This window comes from Serratia sp. BNK-17 (genome assembly GCF_048684935.1).
Lineage (GTDB): Bacteria > Pseudomonadota > Gammaproteobacteria > Enterobacterales > Enterobacteriaceae > Serratia > Serratia nematodiphila.
Genome location: NZ_JBLQTR010000001.1, coordinates 3880732 through 3896415, shown reverse-complemented (window position 1 = coordinate 3896415; position 15684 = coordinate 3880732). Strand labels below are relative to the sequence as shown.

Here is a 15684-nt window from a genome sequence, read left to right as displayed (position 1 = left end):
GTGAAAATCCTAGTTTTTCAAATTAAGACGAAAGATCAAATTACTTCTTGTCAGCGGCAACAACCTGTTGCAGCCACTGAGAAAACTCTTTGCCCAGGCTGGCATGACGCATGCCGTACTCCACGAAGGCCTGCATGTAACCCAGTTTGTTACCGCAGTCATGGCTCACGCCTTTCAGGTGATACGCTTCCACCGTTTCCTGCTGCATCAGCATTTCGATGCTGTCAGTCAGCTGAATTTCATCGCCGGCACCTGGAGGCGTTTTCGCCAACAGCGGCCAAATATCGGCGGACAACACATAACGACCGACAATCGCCAGGTTGGAAGGGGCTTTATCCGGCGACGGTTTCTCAACCACGCTGACCATCGGCGCGCTTTCGCCCGGTTGCAAATCAACGCCCTTACAGTCGGCTACGCCGTAGTTTCCGACATCCTTATGCGGCACGGGTTCAACCATGATCTGGCTGACGCCGGTGGCTTCGAAGCGCTGCAGCATTTCGTGCAGGTTGTCTTTTTTCGGATCGGCGCTGTATTCGTCGAGGATCACGTCCGGAAGCACCACCGCGACCGGTTCATCGCCCACCATCGGGTAGGCACACATAATCGCGTGCCCCAGGCCTTTGGCATTACCCTGACGAACCTGCATCACGGTAACACCTTTCGGGCAGATCGACTGCACTTCGTCCAGCAATTGGCGCTTGACGCGTTTTTCCAGCATCGCTTCGAGTTCGAAACTGGTATCAAAATGGTTTTCGATCGAGTTCTTGGAGGAGTGGGTGACCAGCACAATCTCGTTAATCCCCGCCGCAATGCACTCATTGACGACGTATTGGATCAGAGGTTTATCAACCAGCGGCAGCATTTCTTTCGGAATGGCTTTGGTGGCCGGCAACATCCGCGTACCCAAGCCTGCAACCGGGATCACGGCTTTTCTGACTTTGCGATTTACAGCAGGCATTATTTCCTCTCTTAAAGCTAAAGCGCTCATTTTATGAGCTTGGGCTCGATATAAAAAAACCTTCGGAGTATACCAGCTTATGCGCGCCGAGCATTAACCAGAACACAAATAGAAAGCATTTAGGACTATTACCCGTTCGGATAATCCGGAGAATAAATAAACGGTTTAATTACAGATAAGTAAATAGCTTAAGATCGCGCCGATCGCTGCCTGCTATTCAGCGCTGAGCATCAGTCGCAATCGGCCACCGCTGCCCCATACCTGACATTGCCAGGCGGTACAACGCTGGCTGATCTGATTCATGTAGGTAGCCCCCAGCGTCCCCAGTGGCACGCCGTTGCTCAGCTGGATTTGATTGTCACCGGTATTGACGTTGGCATGCAACCCGGCGGAAACCAGAATCAGGTTTTTATTTTCGGCGTGATAATATCCCAACAACAGAGGGAATTGACCGTCTAATTTCCCCTGCCGCAATAATTGATTAACCTGCTTTAACAATGCCGACATTTGCGGCAAACGATGCTGTTGATTAGCCAGATGGTCCTGCAGCAGCCCATTAAATAATGCGCGCAACAGCAATGCCGCCAATACGCCATTATCGCCGGCGCGCGTGACGTCCAGGCAATAGAATGCCAGGTCCTTTTCTGACAAGGCGGCAATATCCAGCACCAGGCCGGGATTTTCGCCGGTGGTTAACTGCCGATAGTTGATCCGGCAATGCGCAATGGTCTGCTGTACCGGCGGCTGCAGTTGCTTAAGCAGTTTGACGGCTTCGGAAGGATTTTTGCTCAACGCATCCCAATCCTGAAACAGTTCAACCTCTTCAATCGCCTGGGAGGTGAACATATTGGGGTATAAGCACGCCAGCACCGCTTCACGCAAGCGATTGAGATCGGTCAGCGGCTTGAGCAGCACATCCTGCACGCCCAACCGCAGCACCTTGGCGATGTCCGCCATCTTGTCGGTGGCCGAGATCACCAGCACCGGGATCTGCAGCCCCTGCAAACGCAGGTGTTCAACGAATTCGATACCGCCCATTTCCGGCATCGCGAGATCGCACAGAATCAGATCCGGCTTGAAGTCATCGACGGCACTCAGCGCCTGTAAACCGTTGGTCGCCTCGCCGGTTTCAGCGCCCAGCGAGGTCAGATAACCGACCAGCACGGAACGAAAAACCTGTTCGTCCTCAACGATCAAGATGCGCTTGTGAGTGAGTGGTAATGCCATCAGCCGAGCCTCGTCCCTTTCCATAGTGTAATAGTGGCTCAAAAAGGTCACTTATGCTCGTCTGAAACAGACCAACTGCGCATTGCCAACCAAGAACCGAGAATTATCTATTTTTTATCAACGGCAACAACCGATCCAGTTGTTTTTCAACCGCCAGCAACCCCGCCTCGATCGCTTCATCGGCGCGATGGAAATCCAGCGTTGAGATTTGCGGGCAAAAAGGCTGGATCAAGACATCCGGCGGATCGCTCGCCATTCGGTTGCGCTTCAGGCGATTCTCCAGCATTTGAATCGATGTGCTCATAATCTCCATCGCCGTCGGCGCCGTCGCCGGTTTGCGCTTGCGCATTCTGCCGACGCGTTCCCGCAGACGCCCGCGCCAGGTAGCCGCAGGCGCATCGTCCGGGCTTTCTTCCTCGATACGTATCGAGAACAGATCCTGCTGCATCAGGTGCGCGTCATGCTGCAGATCGACCGCAATGACGATATCGGCGCCCATGGCGCGGCAAAGCGACACCGGCACCGGATTGACCACCGCGCCATCCACCAGCCAATAGCCGTCGGCCCATACCGGCGCCAACAGGCCGGGCATGCTGCAGGAGGCGCGTATCGCCTGATGAATATCGCCTTCGGTCAGCCACAGCTCACGCCCGGTACTGAGATTGGTCGTCACGGCACCGAACTTCAACGCACAATCGGCGATATCATTGATCTTCAGCAGCTGTCCGACGGCGTTAAACACCCGCTCGCCCCGCAACAGGCCGCCGCGCTGCCAGGAAAAATCCATCAGGCGAATCACGTCCCAATAGCTGAACGATCGCACCCACTGCTCCATCGCCGGCAGGCGATGGCTGGCGAACGCGGCGCCCACCAACGCGCCGACAGAGCAGCCGGCAACGATATCGACCTCAATCCCCAGCTTCTTTAACGCATTGATCACGCCGATGTGCGCCCAGCCTTTAGCCGAGCCCGCTCCCAGCGCCAGTCCGATCTTGATTTGCCGCATCGCGTCATCCTCTCGGTAAACGGTGTTCTCTGCTTTCAGGGTAGATTGTCACTGACGAATATTGTTAGGTAACATATGCGCTAAATTCATTTTCAGCCTCGTTTTCTCAGGAGTCATTTTGCCCGAATCATGCCCATGCGGCAGCGGACTGGCGTATAACGCGTGCTGCGCCCCATTTATCAGCGGCAGTCAGCCGGCACCGACGCCCGGCCAACTGATGCGTTCACGCTTCACCGCCTACGTGAATCATAACGTCGACTATCTGATCGCCACCTGGCACCCCGACTGCGGCGCCGAAGCATGGCGCAATGCCATCGTCGACAGTTTTAAGAATACCGAGTGGCTGGGCCTGACGATCGTGGAAGAGAAAGCCGGTCATGAGCCGGATGAAGGCTTCGTCGAATTCATCGCCCGTTTCACCGATGGCGAAAGCGGCGAGCCGCAGACGATGCATGAGCGCTCGCGCTTCCTTCGTCGCGATCAACGTTGGTATTATATCGACGGCACCAAACCCCAGCCCGGCCGAAATGCGATGTGTCCCTGTGGCTCAGGGAAAAAATACAAGAAGTGCTGCGGGCGCTAATCGGCCGGCGCTTCACGTTTACGCCTGCGCAGACAGGCCGTTCAGTATCAGACAGGATCCTCAAACCCATGCCACACCAAAATGTACAACGGAAAGTGTTACGCACCATCTGCCCGGACGCCAAAGGGCTGATCGCCAAGATCACCAACATCTGTTACAAGCACGAACTCAATATCGTCCAGAACAATGAGTTCGTCGATCACCGCACCGGGCGTTTCTTCATGCGCACCGAACTGGAAGGCATTTTCAACGACAACACGCTGCTGGCCGATCTGGACAGCGCTCTGCCGGAAGGTTCACTGCGTGAACTGCACAGCACCGGGCGCCGGCGCATCGTGGTGCTGGTCACCAAAGAGGCGCACTGCCTGGGCGATCTGTTGATGAAAAGCGCCTATGGCGGCCTCGACGTTGAGATCGCCGCCGTAATCGGCAACCACGACACGCTGCAAACGCTGGTGGAGCGTTTCGATATTCCTTTCCATCTGGTGAGCCACGAAGGCTTGACGCGCGAACAGCACGACCGCGAAATGACGGCCAAGATCGATCAATATCAGCCGGATTACGTGGTGCTGGCCAAATATATGCGCGTGCTGACCCCGGCCTTCGTGCAACATTATCCGAATCAGGTAATCAACATTCACCATTCGTTCCTGCCGGCGTTTATCGGCGCACGGCCTTACCACCAGGCCTACGAGCGCGGGGTAAAAATCATCGGCGCCACTGCCCATTACGTTAACGACAATCTCGACGAAGGCCCGATCATCATGCAGGACGTGATCCACGTCGATCACACCTATTCCGCCGAGGATATGATGCGCGCCGGCCGCGACGTGGAGAAAAACGTGCTCAGCCGCGCTCTGTATCAGGTGCTGGCGCAGCGCGTCTTCGTCTACGGCAACCGCACCGTTATTCTGTAATCGTTCAATAAATCGGTGCATTTCGTTCAGGGATGCACCGTCAAGAATAAAAAAACGGCAAACGATTCATTTTCTGCATTTCAATACTTTACACATCCGCTTCATTTGATATGATGCGCCCCGCTTACCGAGACAGCGCTCTCGCAAGCAAGGCCAGTTAAATAGCCATGTATATGGTGGGGTTCCCGAGCGGCCAAAGGGAGCAGACTGTAAATCTGCCGTCACTGACTTCGAAGGTTCGAATCCTTCCCCCACCACCATCTTCTCTCTGCCAGGAGCGAAGACGCAGTAAAGAAACCGGCCAGGTTTCTTCCGGGTAAAACCGGAACAACAATTTGTAAATCCATGAATACCATGGTGGGGTTCCCGAGCGGCCAAAGGGAGCAGACTGTAAATCTGCCGTCACAGACTTCGAAGGTTCGAATCCTTCCCCCACCACCATCCCTTGCAGAAAATCCCCGAACCTAATTAAAAGCACATCACTTCCATAATGCTCCGCATGGGGGAAGGATGAGAAGCTTCGACCAAGGTTCGAGTCTCACGCAGTGAGACAACGCGCTTCAGCGCGGCCCGCAGGGTGAGTCGCGTAGCGACGAATCATCCTTCCCCCACCACCACCTTTTGCAGAAAATTCCAAACCCTACTTAAAACACGTTGCATCCAATGTTCTCGTATCAATAAATCAAGTTATCTCCCCTTATTAACCGCTTTAATCCAGCCGTTTTGTTCCTCTCTCCCAGCCGTAACTTGAACTCCGGCCGACAATTCGCTATACCACTGGCTTCTTTAGTGCAGTAAGGAACAGGTGGATGCGAAACAATATTTGCGTTTTTTGTGGCGCCAGCGAAGGCGTCAATCCCGCTTATGCCGAGCAGGCTCGTCAACTGGGGCAACTGCTGGCCGCACAGGGGCGCCGTTTAATCTATGGCGGCGGCAAAAAAGGATTGATGGGGATCGTGGCAGACGCGGTGTTGGCCGCAGGCGGTGAAGCGGTCGGCATTATCCCCGAGCGCCTGGTTGAAGCGGAAACGGCGCATCGCGGCCTGACTGAATTGGAAGTGGTGCCAGACATGCATACGCGCAAAGCCCGTATGGCAGCGCTGGCGGACAGTTTTATCGCCCTGCCCGGCGGCATCGGCACGCTGGAAGAGCTGTTTGAAATCTGGACCTGGGGGCAAATCGGCTATCACAATAAGCCGGTCGGCCTGCTGAACGTCAACGGATTCTACCGCCCGCTGAGCCAGTTCCTCGAGCACGTCGCCGATCAGGGTTTTATGCGTCACGACTATCTCGGCACCCTGCACATCAGCGAATCGGCACAGACGCTGCTGCAACAGTTTGACGACTATCAACCTAAAAATTACGACCGCTGGGCGAAATAAACCCGCGGCGCAGTCAGCGGTCCTGCCGCTGTCTGCGTTACATTTCCCGCCAAACTCTGCTACTATCACAGCACATTTTTCTCGTGAAAACGGCACCGCTCATGAAGTTTGTCTCTTTTAATATCAATGGACTGCGCGCGCGTCCGCATCAGCTGGCGGCAATTATCGAACAGCACCAGCCCGACGTGATCGGTCTGCAGGAAACCAAAGTTCACGATGACATGTTCCCATTGGAAGAAGTCAGCCAGCACGGCTATCACGTGTTCTATCACGGGCAAAAAGGCCATTACGGCGTGGCGCTGCTGACCAAAGCGGAGCCCCTGGCCGTGCGCCGCGGTTTCCCAACCGATGAAGAAGACGCGCAGCGTCGCATCATCATGGCCGATCTGGCTACGCCGCAGGGCACGCTGACGGTGATCAACGGCTACTTCCCGCAAGGTGAAAGCCGCGACCACCCGATCAAATTCCCGGCTAAAACACGCTTTTATCAGGATCTGCAAAACTACCTGGAGCAGCAGCTGTCGGCGGAATCCCCGGTGCTGATCATGGGCGACATGAATATCAGCCCGAGTGATTACGATATCGGCATCGGCGAAGACAACCGCAAACGCTGGCTGCGCACCGGCAAGTGCTCCTTCCTGCCGGAAGAGCGCGAATGGATGGATCGCCTGCTGAACTGGGGCCTGGTGGATACCTATCGCCACGCCAACCCGGGGCGCAACGACGAGTTCTCATGGTTCGACTACCGCTCCAAAGGGTTCGACGACAACCGCGGCCTGCGTATCGATCTGCTGTTGGCCAGCACCCCGCTGGCTTCGCGCTGCATCGCCACCGGCATTGATTACCAAACCCGCGGCATGGAGAAACCTTCTGACCATGCGCCGGTCTGGGCGGAATTCACGCTGTAACCCCATCCCCCGGCGCTCGCCGGGGTTTTATTCTGTGAAGCCGATGAAAATTATCGACGTAGTAGCCGCCATTCTGGAACAAAATGGGCGTATTTTGCTGGCCCAGCGCGGCGCAGGCAGCGATCAAGCCGGCCTGTGGGAGTTTCCCGGCGGCAAGGTTGAAACCGGCGAAAGCCAGCCGGAGGCGCTGACGCGCGAGCTGGATGAAGAATTGGGGATTAACGCCCGTATCGGCAACTATGTGGGCAGCAATCAGTGGCGGCAAGGCGAACGCATCATCCGACTGCATGCCTGGCGAGTCGCGGAGTTCTCCGGTGAACTGCAACAGCGCTGCCATTCGGCGCTGGTCTGGGTCACGCCGCAACAGGCGCAGGAATACCCCCTGGCGCCCGCTGACGTTCCACTGTTGGCGGATTATCTCGCCGCGCAAGGCGAGGCGCGCTGAGCGCGGTGACAGGTTACATCGTCACTTCTTCAATCGTACCCAAATCAAGGGGTTGGTGCCGATAGTATTAGGCTCACGCACGCACTGCAGCACTTCCCCTTCGACTTTGAGCACCGCCCCCTCGGAATAGTTCTGATTCTGGTAGACGCAACAACGGCTGCAGGGCTGCGCCGGCGGCGGATTGTCGCCGCTTTTGGCCGCGCCCCAGATCTCCGGCGAAACCGGTAGCACCACGTCCACATCGCCGCGATTGGCGGCGGCCAGGCCGGAAAACATCAGGGCCGCGGCAGCCAATACACCAGTGAGTCCACGCTTCATTCACTCTTCTCCTGCGCCTTGCCGGCGCTTTTCCTGCGTTTTTTGCCTCCGCTGGAGGGCGGCGGCGGCAATCCACGAAACGCCATGCTCGCCCGGCTCTGCTTGGCCTGATAAATCAGCTCTTGCAGCGTGCCGACCAACGGCTGCATAAAGTCCTGATAGCGGCAGGATTTCTCGCTGATTTGCGTCAGCGTGGCTTCCCAGTTGGCCGTCATATCAGGGCGCGCAGCAAGATCCGGCAGCGAGTGAATCAATGCGCGCCCGGTTTCGCTGGAGTGAATATAGCGTCCCTTCTTGTACAGAAACGCCCGCTTGAACAGCAATTCGATGATCCCCGCTCGCGTCGCTTCCGTACCTAAACCATCGGTCGCCCGCAGGATTTTCTTTAGCGCTTTATCTTGTACGAACCGCGCGATGCCGGTCATGGCCGACAACAGGCTGGCGTCAGTAAACGGCCGCGGCGGCTGCGTCTGGCGCTCCACCACTTCACCGCGCTCGCACAACAGCTCATCATCTTTAGCCACCACCGGCAGCGGCGCACCTTCGTTCTCCTCGTCGCGCTCCTTGCTGCCCAGCAGCGTACGCCAGCCGGCTTCCGCCAGGAATCGCGCCTTGGCGATAAATTTGCCGCCGGCGATATCCAGCTCGATCACGCATTTGCGGAATACCGCATCCGGACAGAACTGCATCAGATACTGGCGCGCCACCAGCCCATACACGTTCCGCTCATCCTGCGTCAGATTAATCTTGCCGGCGCGGGCGGTGGGAATGATGGCGTGGTGCGCGTCGACCTTTTTATCGTCCCAGCAACGGTTGCGGCGATCGCTGTCGATCACCGGCTGCGGATACAGCTCGGGCTGGTGCACGCTGATGGCGTTCAGCACCGCGTGGCGGCCGGCGAAATGCTCTTCCGGCAGGTAGCGACAGTCGGAACGCGGATAGGTAATCAACTTGTGGGTTTCGTACAGCCGCTGGCAAACGTCCAGCACCTGTTGCGCGCTGAGGTTATAACGCCGGGCCGCTTCGATTTGCAGCGTGGAGAGCGAAAACGGCAGCGGCGCGGTATCCGATTCCCGTTTATCGTTATAAGACGTGACCAGAGCCGGCTGGCCTTCAATGCGCTTGACCACATGCTCCGCCAACGGCCGGTGCAGCAAACGCCCCTCTTCGTCCTGATAAGGCTCACAGGACTCACTGGGCTGCCACAGCGCCACGAAGCGTTCTTCTTTCGGCGTGACGATGTGCGCCTTGACCTCAAAGAAGTCTTTTGGCACGAAGTTTTCGATCTCTTCATCACGCCGTACCACCAATCCGAGCACCGGCGTCTGCACCCTGCCTACCGACAGCACGCCGTCGTAACCGGCGTTGCGGCCCAGCAGCGTGTAGGCGCGGGTCATATTGATGCCGTACAGCCAGTCGGCGCGCGAACGCGCCAGCGCAGACACGCACAACGGAATGAAATCACGGTTGTCGCGCAGGCGTTCAACCGCGCGCTCCACCGCCTGCGGGTTGAGATCGTTGATCAGACAGCGGCGTACGTTCTGGCGTTTTTCCGGCGTCAGATCCAGGTAGTCCAGCACCTCATCCACCAGCAGCTGCCCTTCGCGATCCGGGTCGCCGGCGTGAACCACTTCATCGGCTTCAAGCAGCAACTTTTTAATGGCGTTGAGCTGTTTGCTGACCGAAGGCCGCGGCTGCAACCGCCATTTTTCAGGAATGATCGGCAGATCCGCCAACGACCAGCGCGCATAGCGGCTGTCATAAGCGTCAGGCTGAGCCTGCTCCAACAGGTGGCCGACGCACCAGGTCACCACATCATTGTTGCCGCAGGCGATATACCCGTCGCCGCGGCGATGCGGCTTGGGCAATACGTCGGCAATGGCGCGCGCCAAACTCGGTTTCTCGGCTATGAACAGTCGCATTATTCACCGTTTTTCTGGCTGAACGTCATCAAGAATTCTCTTACTTCTGCATAGTTCCCACGGAAGACGATCCGCTGGGCTTTCTTTTCCAACTGATAGCAATACATCGGATCGTAGTACTGCTGCAACAAGGGCGCCAACCACTCGCGGTGCGCGTCACCCTGGCCGCTGAGACGCTGTGCCCGCAACGCCGCTTCCAGCCGCTGCGTCAGCTGCTGGAAGCGCTCCAGGCCCAACCGGCGGCGAATGGCGAACAGGCCGTGATGCAGATAGTCGTCGTACTGCCGCCAGCCTTCTTCCACGCCATAGGCCTGTTCGAACTGTTCGCGCATCCCGTCAATATATTCGGCCTCCAGGCGTGCCAGGCGAATATCAAACGGATCGTCGATCACCGCCACCGGCGCCTGCTGCATGCCGTTGAACAACGGCAACGGCAGATTGTTGCTGCCGATGATCCGCCCTTCGTCTTCCAGCACCCAACGGCGGCTGCCACCATGCTGTTTTTTCAGCAATAACACAGCCAGACGATTCTCAAAATCGATCTGTGAGCTTTGCCCCGCCAGCGTTCGGCCAAAAGAGGAACCGCGATGGCGCGCCGCGCCTTCCAGATCGACGCCGTCGGCCAGTTCGTTGACCAACAGCGTCTTGCCGCTGCCGGTATTGCCGCCCACCAGGGCCATCGGCAATGCCGCGCTTTGCGCCAACACGCCGAGCAGATAATTGCGCAGCGCCTTATAACCGCCAGTGATACGCGGGTACTCGACGCCGGCCTCATGCAGCCATTGCTGCACCAGCTGTGAGCGCAGCCCGCCACGGAAGCAGTAAATATAACCTTCGGGTCGCTGCGCACAGGCCGCCAGCCAGGCGGCGGTGCGCTGTTCGCGCAGTTTGCCGTTCACCAGGCTGTGGCCGAGCGCGATCGCCGCTTGCTGACCATACTGTTTATAGCAGGTGCCCACCGCCTGCCGCTCGCTGTCAACCATCAGCGGCAGGTTCAACGCCTGAGCGAAGGCGCCTTGCTGAAACTCGATCGGCGCACGCACGTCAATCAGCGGCACGTCCTGCAGGAAAATGCGTTGGTAATCGTCGCTGTCCGGCCTGCCTTGCATGTTGGACACTACACAACCTCGATCAGCGGTTTACCTGCCTGTGCGGCATGCAGCTCACCGATAGGATTGAGCGTGATGCCATGCTGCTCGGCAATCGCCAGCACCTGCGCCTGCGCCTCCGGCAATACCGCCAACAGCAAACCGCCGGAGGTTTGCGGATCGCACAGCAGCTGACGCTGCAAATCGCTCATCTCGCCCACCAGATGGCCGTAACTGTCGAAGTTGCGCCCGGTGCCGCCCGGCACGCAGCCCTCGGCGATATACGCCTCGACGTGCGGCAGCTTCGGCACCCGATCGAACCAGACCGTCGCCTGCAGACCGGAGCCCTGACAAACCTCGCTCAGGTGGCCCAACAGGCCAAAGCCGGTGATGTCGGTCATCGCCGTGACGCCCGCCACTTCGGCAAAGTCGGCGCCCGGCTTGTTAAGACGACACATCACGTCCGTCGCCAGCCCTTGATGTTCAGGGCGCAGCTTGCTTTGCTTCTCGGCGGTCGTCAGCACGCCAATGCCCAGCGGCTTGGTCAAATAGAGTTCCGCCCCGGCCTGTGCGGCGCTGTTCTTTTTCACCCGCTCGGTATTGACCACGCCAGTGACCGCCAGGCCGAAGATAGGTTCCGGCGCATCGATGGAATGGCCGCCGGCCAGCGCGATCCCCGCCTGCTGGCAAGCGAAACGTCCGCCGTCGATCACCTGCTGCGCCACCTCCGGCGGCAGTTTGGCGATTGGCCAGCCGAGAATGGCGATCGCCATGATCGGTTTGCCGCCCATGGCGTACACGTCGCTGATGGCGTTAGCGGCGGCGATACGGCCGAAATCGAACGGATCGTCGACGATCGGCATGAAGAAGTCGGTAGTGCTGATGATGCCGACGCCGTTGCCGATGTCATACACCGCCGCGTCGTCGCGGGTTTCATTGCCGACCAACAGACGCGGATCGACAAATTTTTCCCGCTCGCTGTGCAAGATGGTTTCGAGAACTTTCGGTGAGATTTTGCAGCCGCAGCCAGCGCCATGGCTGTACTGGGTTAAACGGATCGCTGGCGATGTCATAGTCCACTCCCTTCGGTAACGGCACTCAAGATAACATAGGGTAGCGCTTGCCGAGGGGATTGATAAGAGCGCGCCGCGGATAAGCGAGCGGCCTGCTCAGAAACCATGCAATTTTGCGGGGTTTGGCGCATTTTCGCCGCGCCCCTTTGGAAAAAACTTAGAAATAGCTGACGAAAGGCGTGCTGTCCGGCGGCGTCACTTTAGTGGCGGCCTTCAGCTGCGGCGTGCCCAGATAGAGGAAACCGACGATCTCATCCTGCTCGCGGCAACCGAAGGCTTCACGCACCAGCGCATGCTCGGTCCAGGCGCCGGTGCGCCAGATGCCGTTAAAGCCCTGCGCCAGCGCCGCCATCTGCATCGCCTGCACGGCGCAACCGGCGGAAACCACCTGCTCCCAGCGCGGCACCTTGGTCTCTTCAGTGCAATGCGCGATGACGGTGATGATCAGCGGTGCGCGGAACGGCGCCTTGGTGGCTTTTTCGATCGCCGCTTCATCCAACTGATCCTGCTTCGCCGCCGCCTGCAGCAGCTGACTGAAGCGCTCCAGGCCCTGATTCTCGATCATCACGAAACGCCACGGCTGCAGCGCACCGTGATCGGGCGCACGCAGGCCCGCGTTGATGATGTTTTGGCGCACTTCCCCCGCCGGCGCCGGTTCCGCCAGGCGCGAAGCCGAGCGACGATTCAATAAAAGATCCAGAGCATCCATCGTAAACTCCTGATAACAATTTTCATTCCGGCCACGTTAACATAGCTAAACGGCGAGTTACAGCCTCGGCGATAGCGTCTGTGTGCCACGATTTAAAGCTGACATTTACCCGGCCGCTCATTAGGATAGCGGAACATTCTCGACTCTGTTGGAGAGCACATGCGCACATTGTGGCAAATTATTGCCGGCATTTTCCGGTGGACATGGCGTCTGCTGAATTTTATCAGGGAACTGATCCTTAACCTGTTCCTGGTCTTGCTGATCCTGGTTGGGGTTGGCATCTATCTGTCCTTCCAAAGTTCCTCCACCTCGACGGCCCCGGCGCGCGGCGCGCTGCTGGTCGATTTAAGCGGCGTGGTGGTCGATCAGCCTTCGGTAAACAACCGGGTGCGGCAATGGGGGCGTGAACTGTTGGGCGCCTCCAGTAGCCGCCTGCAGGAAAACTCGCTGTTCGATGTAGTCGACAGCATCCGCAAGGCCAAAGACGACAAAAACATTACCGGCATGGTGTTGCAGCTGAATGACTTCGCCGGCGCCGATCAGCCGTCGCTGCGCTATATCGGCAAAGCGCTGCGCGAGTTCCGCGACAGCGGCAAACCGATCTTCGCCATCGGCGACAGTTACAATCAAACGCAATACTACCTGGCCAGCTACGCCAACAAGGTCTTCCTGTCGCCGCAGGGCGCGGTCGATCTGCACGGTTTCGCCACCAACAACCTGTACTACAAATCGTTGCTGGACATGCTCAAGGTCACCACCAATATCTTCCGCGTCGGCACCTATAAATCGGCGGTCGAACCGCTGATCCGTGACGATATGTCCCCGGCGGCGCGCGAAGCGGACAGCCGTTGGATCGGCGGCCTGTGGCAGAACTACCTGGAGACCGTGGCCGCCAACCGCCAACTGACGCCGCAGCAGCTGTTCCCGGGCGCAGCCGGCGTGCTGAGCGGCCTGCAGGCGTCCGGTGGCGACACCGCCCGCTACGCGCTGGACAATAAGCTGGTGGACGAGCTGGCGTCGCGCACCGCGATCGAAAATCAGTTGGTCAAAACCTTCGGCTGGGACAAACAGGCGAACGATTTCAACGCCATCAGCATCTACGACTATCAGCCGAAGCCGGACGCCAACCAGGGCGGCAAGATCGCCGTGGTGTTCGCCAACGGCGCCATCATGGACGGCCAGCAGACGCCGGGCAACGTCGGGGGGGACACCACCGCCGCCGAGCTGCGCCAGGCGCGCCTGGATCCGGCCGTCAAGGCCGTGGTGTTCCGCGTCAACAGCCCTGGCGGCAGCGTCAGCGCGTCCGAAGTGATCCGCTCCGAGCTGGCCGCCGTGCGCGCCGCCGGCAAGCCGGTGGTGGTTTCCATGGGCGGCATGGCCGCATCGGGCGGCTACTGGGTCTCGACGCCGGCCGACTATATCATCGCCAGCCCGAGCACCCTGACCGGTTCTATCGGCATTTTCGGCATCATTAATACCTACGAGAAAACCCTGGATACGCTGGGTGTGCACACCGACGGCGTGGCGACATCGCCGCTGGCCGATATCGCGGTCACCAAGGCGCTGCCGCAGGAGTTCTCGCAGATGATGCAGCTGAATATCGAAAACGGGTATAAGAACTTCCTCGATCTGGTCGCCAAATCACGCAAGATGACCCCGCAGCAGGTTGACCAAATCGCACAGGGCCACGTCTGGCTCGGCAGCGATGCCAAGGCCAACGGCCTGGTCGATCAGTTGGGCGATTTCGACGACGCGGTGAAGAAAGCCGCCGAGCTGGCGAAACTGCAGCAGTGGCAGCTCGACTGGTTCGTCGATACCCCAAGCCTGAGCGATATGGTGCTCAGCCAGTTTGGCGTTTCCATTCACGCCATGCTGCCGGCCGCGATTCAGGCCATGCTGCCCGCCCCGCTGGCTTCGGTCGCCAACGCGGTGAAAGAACAACCGGGCTTGTTCAATAACCTGAACGATCCGCAAAACCGTTATGCGATCTGTCTCTCCTGCGGAGAAGTCCGCTAACAAATAATTCTGCAGCCCGGCCACCGCCGGGCTTTTTTTCTGCCGCCATGTCCCTATAATTCAGCCCATCTTATCTTTGTTAAAATCATAACCATGCAAAAGAAATCCATTTACGTCGCCTACACCGGCGGCACCATCGGCATGCAGCGTTCCGATCATGGCTACATCCCGGTTTCCGGCCACCTGCAGCGCCAGCTGGCGCTGATGCCCGAATTCCATCGGCCGGAGATGCCGGATTTCACCATTCATGAATACGCGCCATTGATTGACTCTTCAGACATGACGCCGGAAGACTGGCAGCACATCGCCGACGACATCAAGCAGAACTACGATCGCTACGACGGCTTCGTGATCCTGCACGGCACCGACACCATGGCGTTCACCGCCTCTGCGCTTTCCTTCATGCTGGAAAACCTGGCCAAACCGGTGATCGTCACCGGCTCGCAGATCCCGCTGGCGGAGCTGCGCTCCGATGGCCAAACCAACCTGCTCAACGCGCTGTATCTGGCGGCCAACCATCCGGTGAATGAAGTCAGCCTGTTCTTCAACAACAAGCTGTTCCGCGGCAACCGCACCACCAAAGCGCACGCCGACGGCTTCGACGCCTTCGCTTCCCCCAATCTGCCGCCGCTGCTGGAAGCCGGCATCCATATTCGCCGCCAGCAAGGCATCGACAGCCCGGCTTGCAACGGCGCGTTGCAGGTGCATGACATCACGCCGCAGCCGATCGGCGTGGTCACCATCTATCCGGGCATTTCCGGCGCGGTGGTGCGTAATTTCCTGTTGCAGCCGGTCAAGGCGCTGATCCTGCGCTCCTACGGCGTCGGTAACGCGCCGCAAAAGGCCGAGCTGATCGACGAGTTGCGTGCGGCCTCTGAACGCGGCATCGTGGTGGTCAACCTGACGCAGTGCATCTCCGGGCGCGTCAATATGGAAGGCTACGCCACCGGCAACGCGCTGGCGCATGCCGGGGTGATCAGCGGTTTCGACATGACGGTGGAAGCCGCCCTGACCAAGCTGCACTATCTGTTGAGCCAGCCGCTGACGCCGGAACAAATCCGCGCCCTGATGCAGCAAGATCTGCGCGGCGAGCTGAGCATCAACGGTTAACCTACTGAACTCTGGAGCGGCG

Annotated in this window: 15 protein-coding genes, 2 tRNA genes and 1 other RNA gene; 10 read left to right on the top strand and 8 right to left on the bottom strand. The window is 58.5% G+C overall.

The genetic code is table 11. The features are described 5' to 3' along the window. Nucleotides 1–40: 40 nt before the first annotated feature. The 3 genes from galU to rssA all read right to left on the bottom strand — a co-directional run bounded on the left by galU (nucleotide 41) and on the right by rssA (nucleotide 3191). Entirely contained in the window at nucleotides 41–958 is a 918-nt protein-coding gene (galU, locus tag ACMGF7_RS18585) for a UTP--glucose-1-phosphate uridylyltransferase GalU (protein WP_015378094.1), read from the bottom strand. Between the two features lie 213 nt (nucleotides 959–1171). Beyond that, nucleotides 1172–2185, bottom strand: a complete 1014-nt coding sequence (gene rssB, locus ACMGF7_RS18580) for a two-component system response regulator RssB (RefSeq protein ID WP_004932178.1) — start codon at nucleotides 2183–2185, stop codon at nucleotides 1172–1174. Between the two features lie 103 nt (nucleotides 2186–2288). Beyond that, nucleotides 2289–3191, bottom strand: coding sequence for a patatin-like phospholipase RssA (gene rssA / locus ACMGF7_RS18575; RefSeq protein WP_015378095.1), 903 nt, complete (start codon nucleotides 3189–3191; stop codon nucleotides 2289–2291). Nucleotides 3192–3309: 118 nt separating this feature from the next. On the opposite strand from rssA, the gene ACMGF7_RS18570 reads away from it, so the two are divergent. The 8 genes from ACMGF7_RS18570 to ACMGF7_RS18535 all read left to right on the top strand — a co-directional run bounded on the left by ACMGF7_RS18570 (nucleotide 3310) and on the right by ACMGF7_RS18535 (nucleotide 7426). Beyond that, a complete protein-coding gene (locus tag ACMGF7_RS18570; RefSeq protein ID WP_004932183.1) occupies nucleotides 3310–3774 on the top strand; it encodes a YchJ family protein in 465 nt (154 codons plus the stop codon). A gap of 68 nt (nucleotides 3775–3842) precedes the next feature. Next, nucleotides 3843–4691, top strand: coding sequence for a formyltetrahydrofolate deformylase (gene purU, locus ACMGF7_RS18565; RefSeq protein ID WP_004932187.1), 849 nt, complete (start codon nucleotides 3843–3845; stop codon nucleotides 4689–4691). Between the two features lie 175 nt (nucleotides 4692–4866). After that, nucleotides 4867–4951: transfer RNA gene (locus ACMGF7_RS18560), tRNA-Tyr, on the top strand. Nucleotides 4952–5047: 96 nt separating this feature from the next. Next, a tRNA-Tyr gene (locus tag ACMGF7_RS18555) sits at nucleotides 5048–5132 on the top strand. A 48-nt stretch (nucleotides 5133–5180) separates the two neighbouring features. Further along, a non-coding RNA gene (locus ACMGF7_RS18550) (RtT sRNA) lies at nucleotides 5181–5308 on the top strand. Nucleotides 5309–5500: 192 nt separating this feature from the next. Then, nucleotides 5501–6073 carry a TIGR00730 family Rossman fold protein gene (locus ACMGF7_RS18545; RefSeq protein WP_004932190.1) on the top strand — a complete coding sequence of 191 codons (573 nt, stop codon included), beginning with the start codon at nucleotides 5501–5503 and terminating at the stop codon, nucleotides 6071–6073. A gap of 101 nt (nucleotides 6074–6174) precedes the next feature. After that, the gene (gene xthA / locus ACMGF7_RS18540) at nucleotides 6175–6981 is read left to right on the top strand and encodes an exodeoxyribonuclease III (protein ID WP_004932192.1); all 807 of its coding nucleotides are present in this window, start codon (nucleotides 6175–6177) and stop codon (nucleotides 6979–6981) included. A 43-nt stretch (nucleotides 6982–7024) separates the two neighbouring features. Next, nucleotides 7025–7426, top strand: a complete 402-nt coding sequence (locus ACMGF7_RS18535) for a pyrimidine (deoxy)nucleoside triphosphate diphosphatase (RefSeq protein WP_004932193.1) — start codon at nucleotides 7025–7027, stop codon at nucleotides 7424–7426. A gap of 21 nt (nucleotides 7427–7447) precedes the next feature. On the opposite strand, the gene ACMGF7_RS18530 is transcribed toward ACMGF7_RS18535, so the two are convergent. The 5 genes from ACMGF7_RS18530 to ACMGF7_RS18510 all read right to left on the bottom strand — a co-directional run bounded on the left by ACMGF7_RS18530 (nucleotide 7448) and on the right by ACMGF7_RS18510 (nucleotide 12536). Then, nucleotides 7448–7744 carry a YnjH family protein gene (locus ACMGF7_RS18530; protein ID WP_033632870.1) on the bottom strand — a complete coding sequence of 99 codons (297 nt, stop codon included), beginning with the start codon at nucleotides 7742–7744 and terminating at the stop codon, nucleotides 7448–7450. After that, nucleotides 7741–9666 (bottom strand): DNA topoisomerase III, encoded by a 1926-nt coding sequence (locus tag ACMGF7_RS18525; protein ID WP_021503851.1) that lies wholly within the window; start codon nucleotides 9664–9666, stop codon nucleotides 7741–7743. Before ACMGF7_RS18525 ends, ACMGF7_RS18530 begins: the two co-directional genes overlap by 4 nt. Then, nucleotides 9666–10775, bottom strand: coding sequence for a tRNA 2-selenouridine(34) synthase MnmH (mnmH, locus tag ACMGF7_RS18520; RefSeq protein ID WP_420286767.1), 1110 nt, complete (start codon nucleotides 10773–10775; stop codon nucleotides 9666–9668). Before mnmH ends, ACMGF7_RS18525 begins: the two co-directional genes overlap by 1 nt. 8 nt (nucleotides 10776–10783) lie before the next feature. Further along, a complete protein-coding gene (gene selD / locus ACMGF7_RS18515; RefSeq protein WP_049240337.1) occupies nucleotides 10784–11827 on the bottom strand; it encodes a selenide, water dikinase SelD in 1044 nt (347 codons plus the stop codon). Between the two features lie 157 nt (nucleotides 11828–11984). After that, the gene (locus ACMGF7_RS18510) at nucleotides 11985–12536 is read right to left on the bottom strand and encodes an NAD(P)H nitroreductase (RefSeq protein ID WP_004932204.1); all 552 of its coding nucleotides are present in this window, start codon (nucleotides 12534–12536) and stop codon (nucleotides 11985–11987) included. A gap of 159 nt (nucleotides 12537–12695) precedes the next feature. Here ACMGF7_RS18510 and sppA point away from each other — a divergent pair, with 159 nt between their 5' ends. Beyond that, the gene (sppA, locus tag ACMGF7_RS18505; RefSeq protein WP_420286564.1) at nucleotides 12696–14552 is read left to right on the top strand and encodes a signal peptide peptidase SppA; all 1857 of its coding nucleotides are present in this window, start codon (nucleotides 12696–12698) and stop codon (nucleotides 14550–14552) included. A 93-nt stretch (nucleotides 14553–14645) separates the two neighbouring features. After that, nucleotides 14646–15662: an asparaginase gene (gene ansA, locus ACMGF7_RS18500; RefSeq protein ID WP_016927477.1), complete on the top strand. Its 1017-nt coding sequence runs from the start codon at nucleotides 14646–14648 to the stop codon at nucleotides 15660–15662. Nucleotides 15663–15684: the final 22 nt, after the last annotated feature.

Excerpts from the sequence above, each read along its gene's own strand:
- galU (WP_015378094.1), bottom strand. The coding sequence starts at position 958 with ATGCCTGCTGTAAATCGCAAAGTCAGAAAAGCCGTGATCCCGGTTGCA.
- rssB (WP_004932178.1), bottom strand. The coding sequence starts at position 2,185 with ATGGCATTACCACTCACTCACAAGCGCATCTTGATCGTTGAGGACGAA.
- rssA (WP_015378095.1), bottom strand. The coding sequence starts at position 3,191 with ATGCGGCAAATCAAGATCGGACTGGCGCTGGGAGCGGGCTCGGCTAAA.
- purU (WP_004932187.1), top strand. The coding sequence starts at position 3,843 with ATGCCACACCAAAATGTACAACGGAAAGTGTTACGCACCATCTGCCCG.
- ACMGF7_RS18545 (WP_004932190.1), top strand. The coding sequence starts at position 5,501 with ATGCGAAACAATATTTGCGTTTTTTGTGGCGCCAGCGAAGGCGTCAAT.
- xthA (WP_004932192.1), top strand. The coding sequence starts at position 6,175 with ATGAAGTTTGTCTCTTTTAATATCAATGGACTGCGCGCGCGTCCGCAT.
- ACMGF7_RS18535 (WP_004932193.1), top strand. The coding sequence starts at position 7,025 with ATGAAAATTATCGACGTAGTAGCCGCCATTCTGGAACAAAATGGGCGT.
- ACMGF7_RS18530 (WP_033632870.1), bottom strand. The coding sequence starts at position 7,744 with ATGAAGCGTGGACTCACTGGTGTATTGGCTGCCGCGGCCCTGATGTTT.
- ACMGF7_RS18525 (WP_021503851.1), bottom strand. The coding sequence starts at position 9,666 with ATGCGACTGTTCATAGCCGAGAAACCGAGTTTGGCGCGCGCCATTGCC.
- mnmH (WP_420286767.1), bottom strand. The coding sequence starts at position 10,775 with ATGCAAGGCAGGCCGGACAGCGACGATTACCAACGCATTTTCCTGCAG.
- selD (WP_049240337.1), bottom strand. The coding sequence starts at position 11,827 with ATGACATCGCCAGCGATCCGTTTAACCCAGTACAGCCATGGCGCTGGC.
- ACMGF7_RS18510 (WP_004932204.1), bottom strand. The coding sequence starts at position 12,536 with ATGGATGCTCTGGATCTTTTATTGAATCGTCGCTCGGCTTCGCGCCTG.
- sppA (WP_420286564.1), top strand. The coding sequence starts at position 12,696 with ATGCGCACATTGTGGCAAATTATTGCCGGCATTTTCCGGTGGACATGG.
- ansA (WP_016927477.1), top strand. The coding sequence starts at position 14,646 with ATGCAAAAGAAATCCATTTACGTCGCCTACACCGGCGGCACCATCGGC.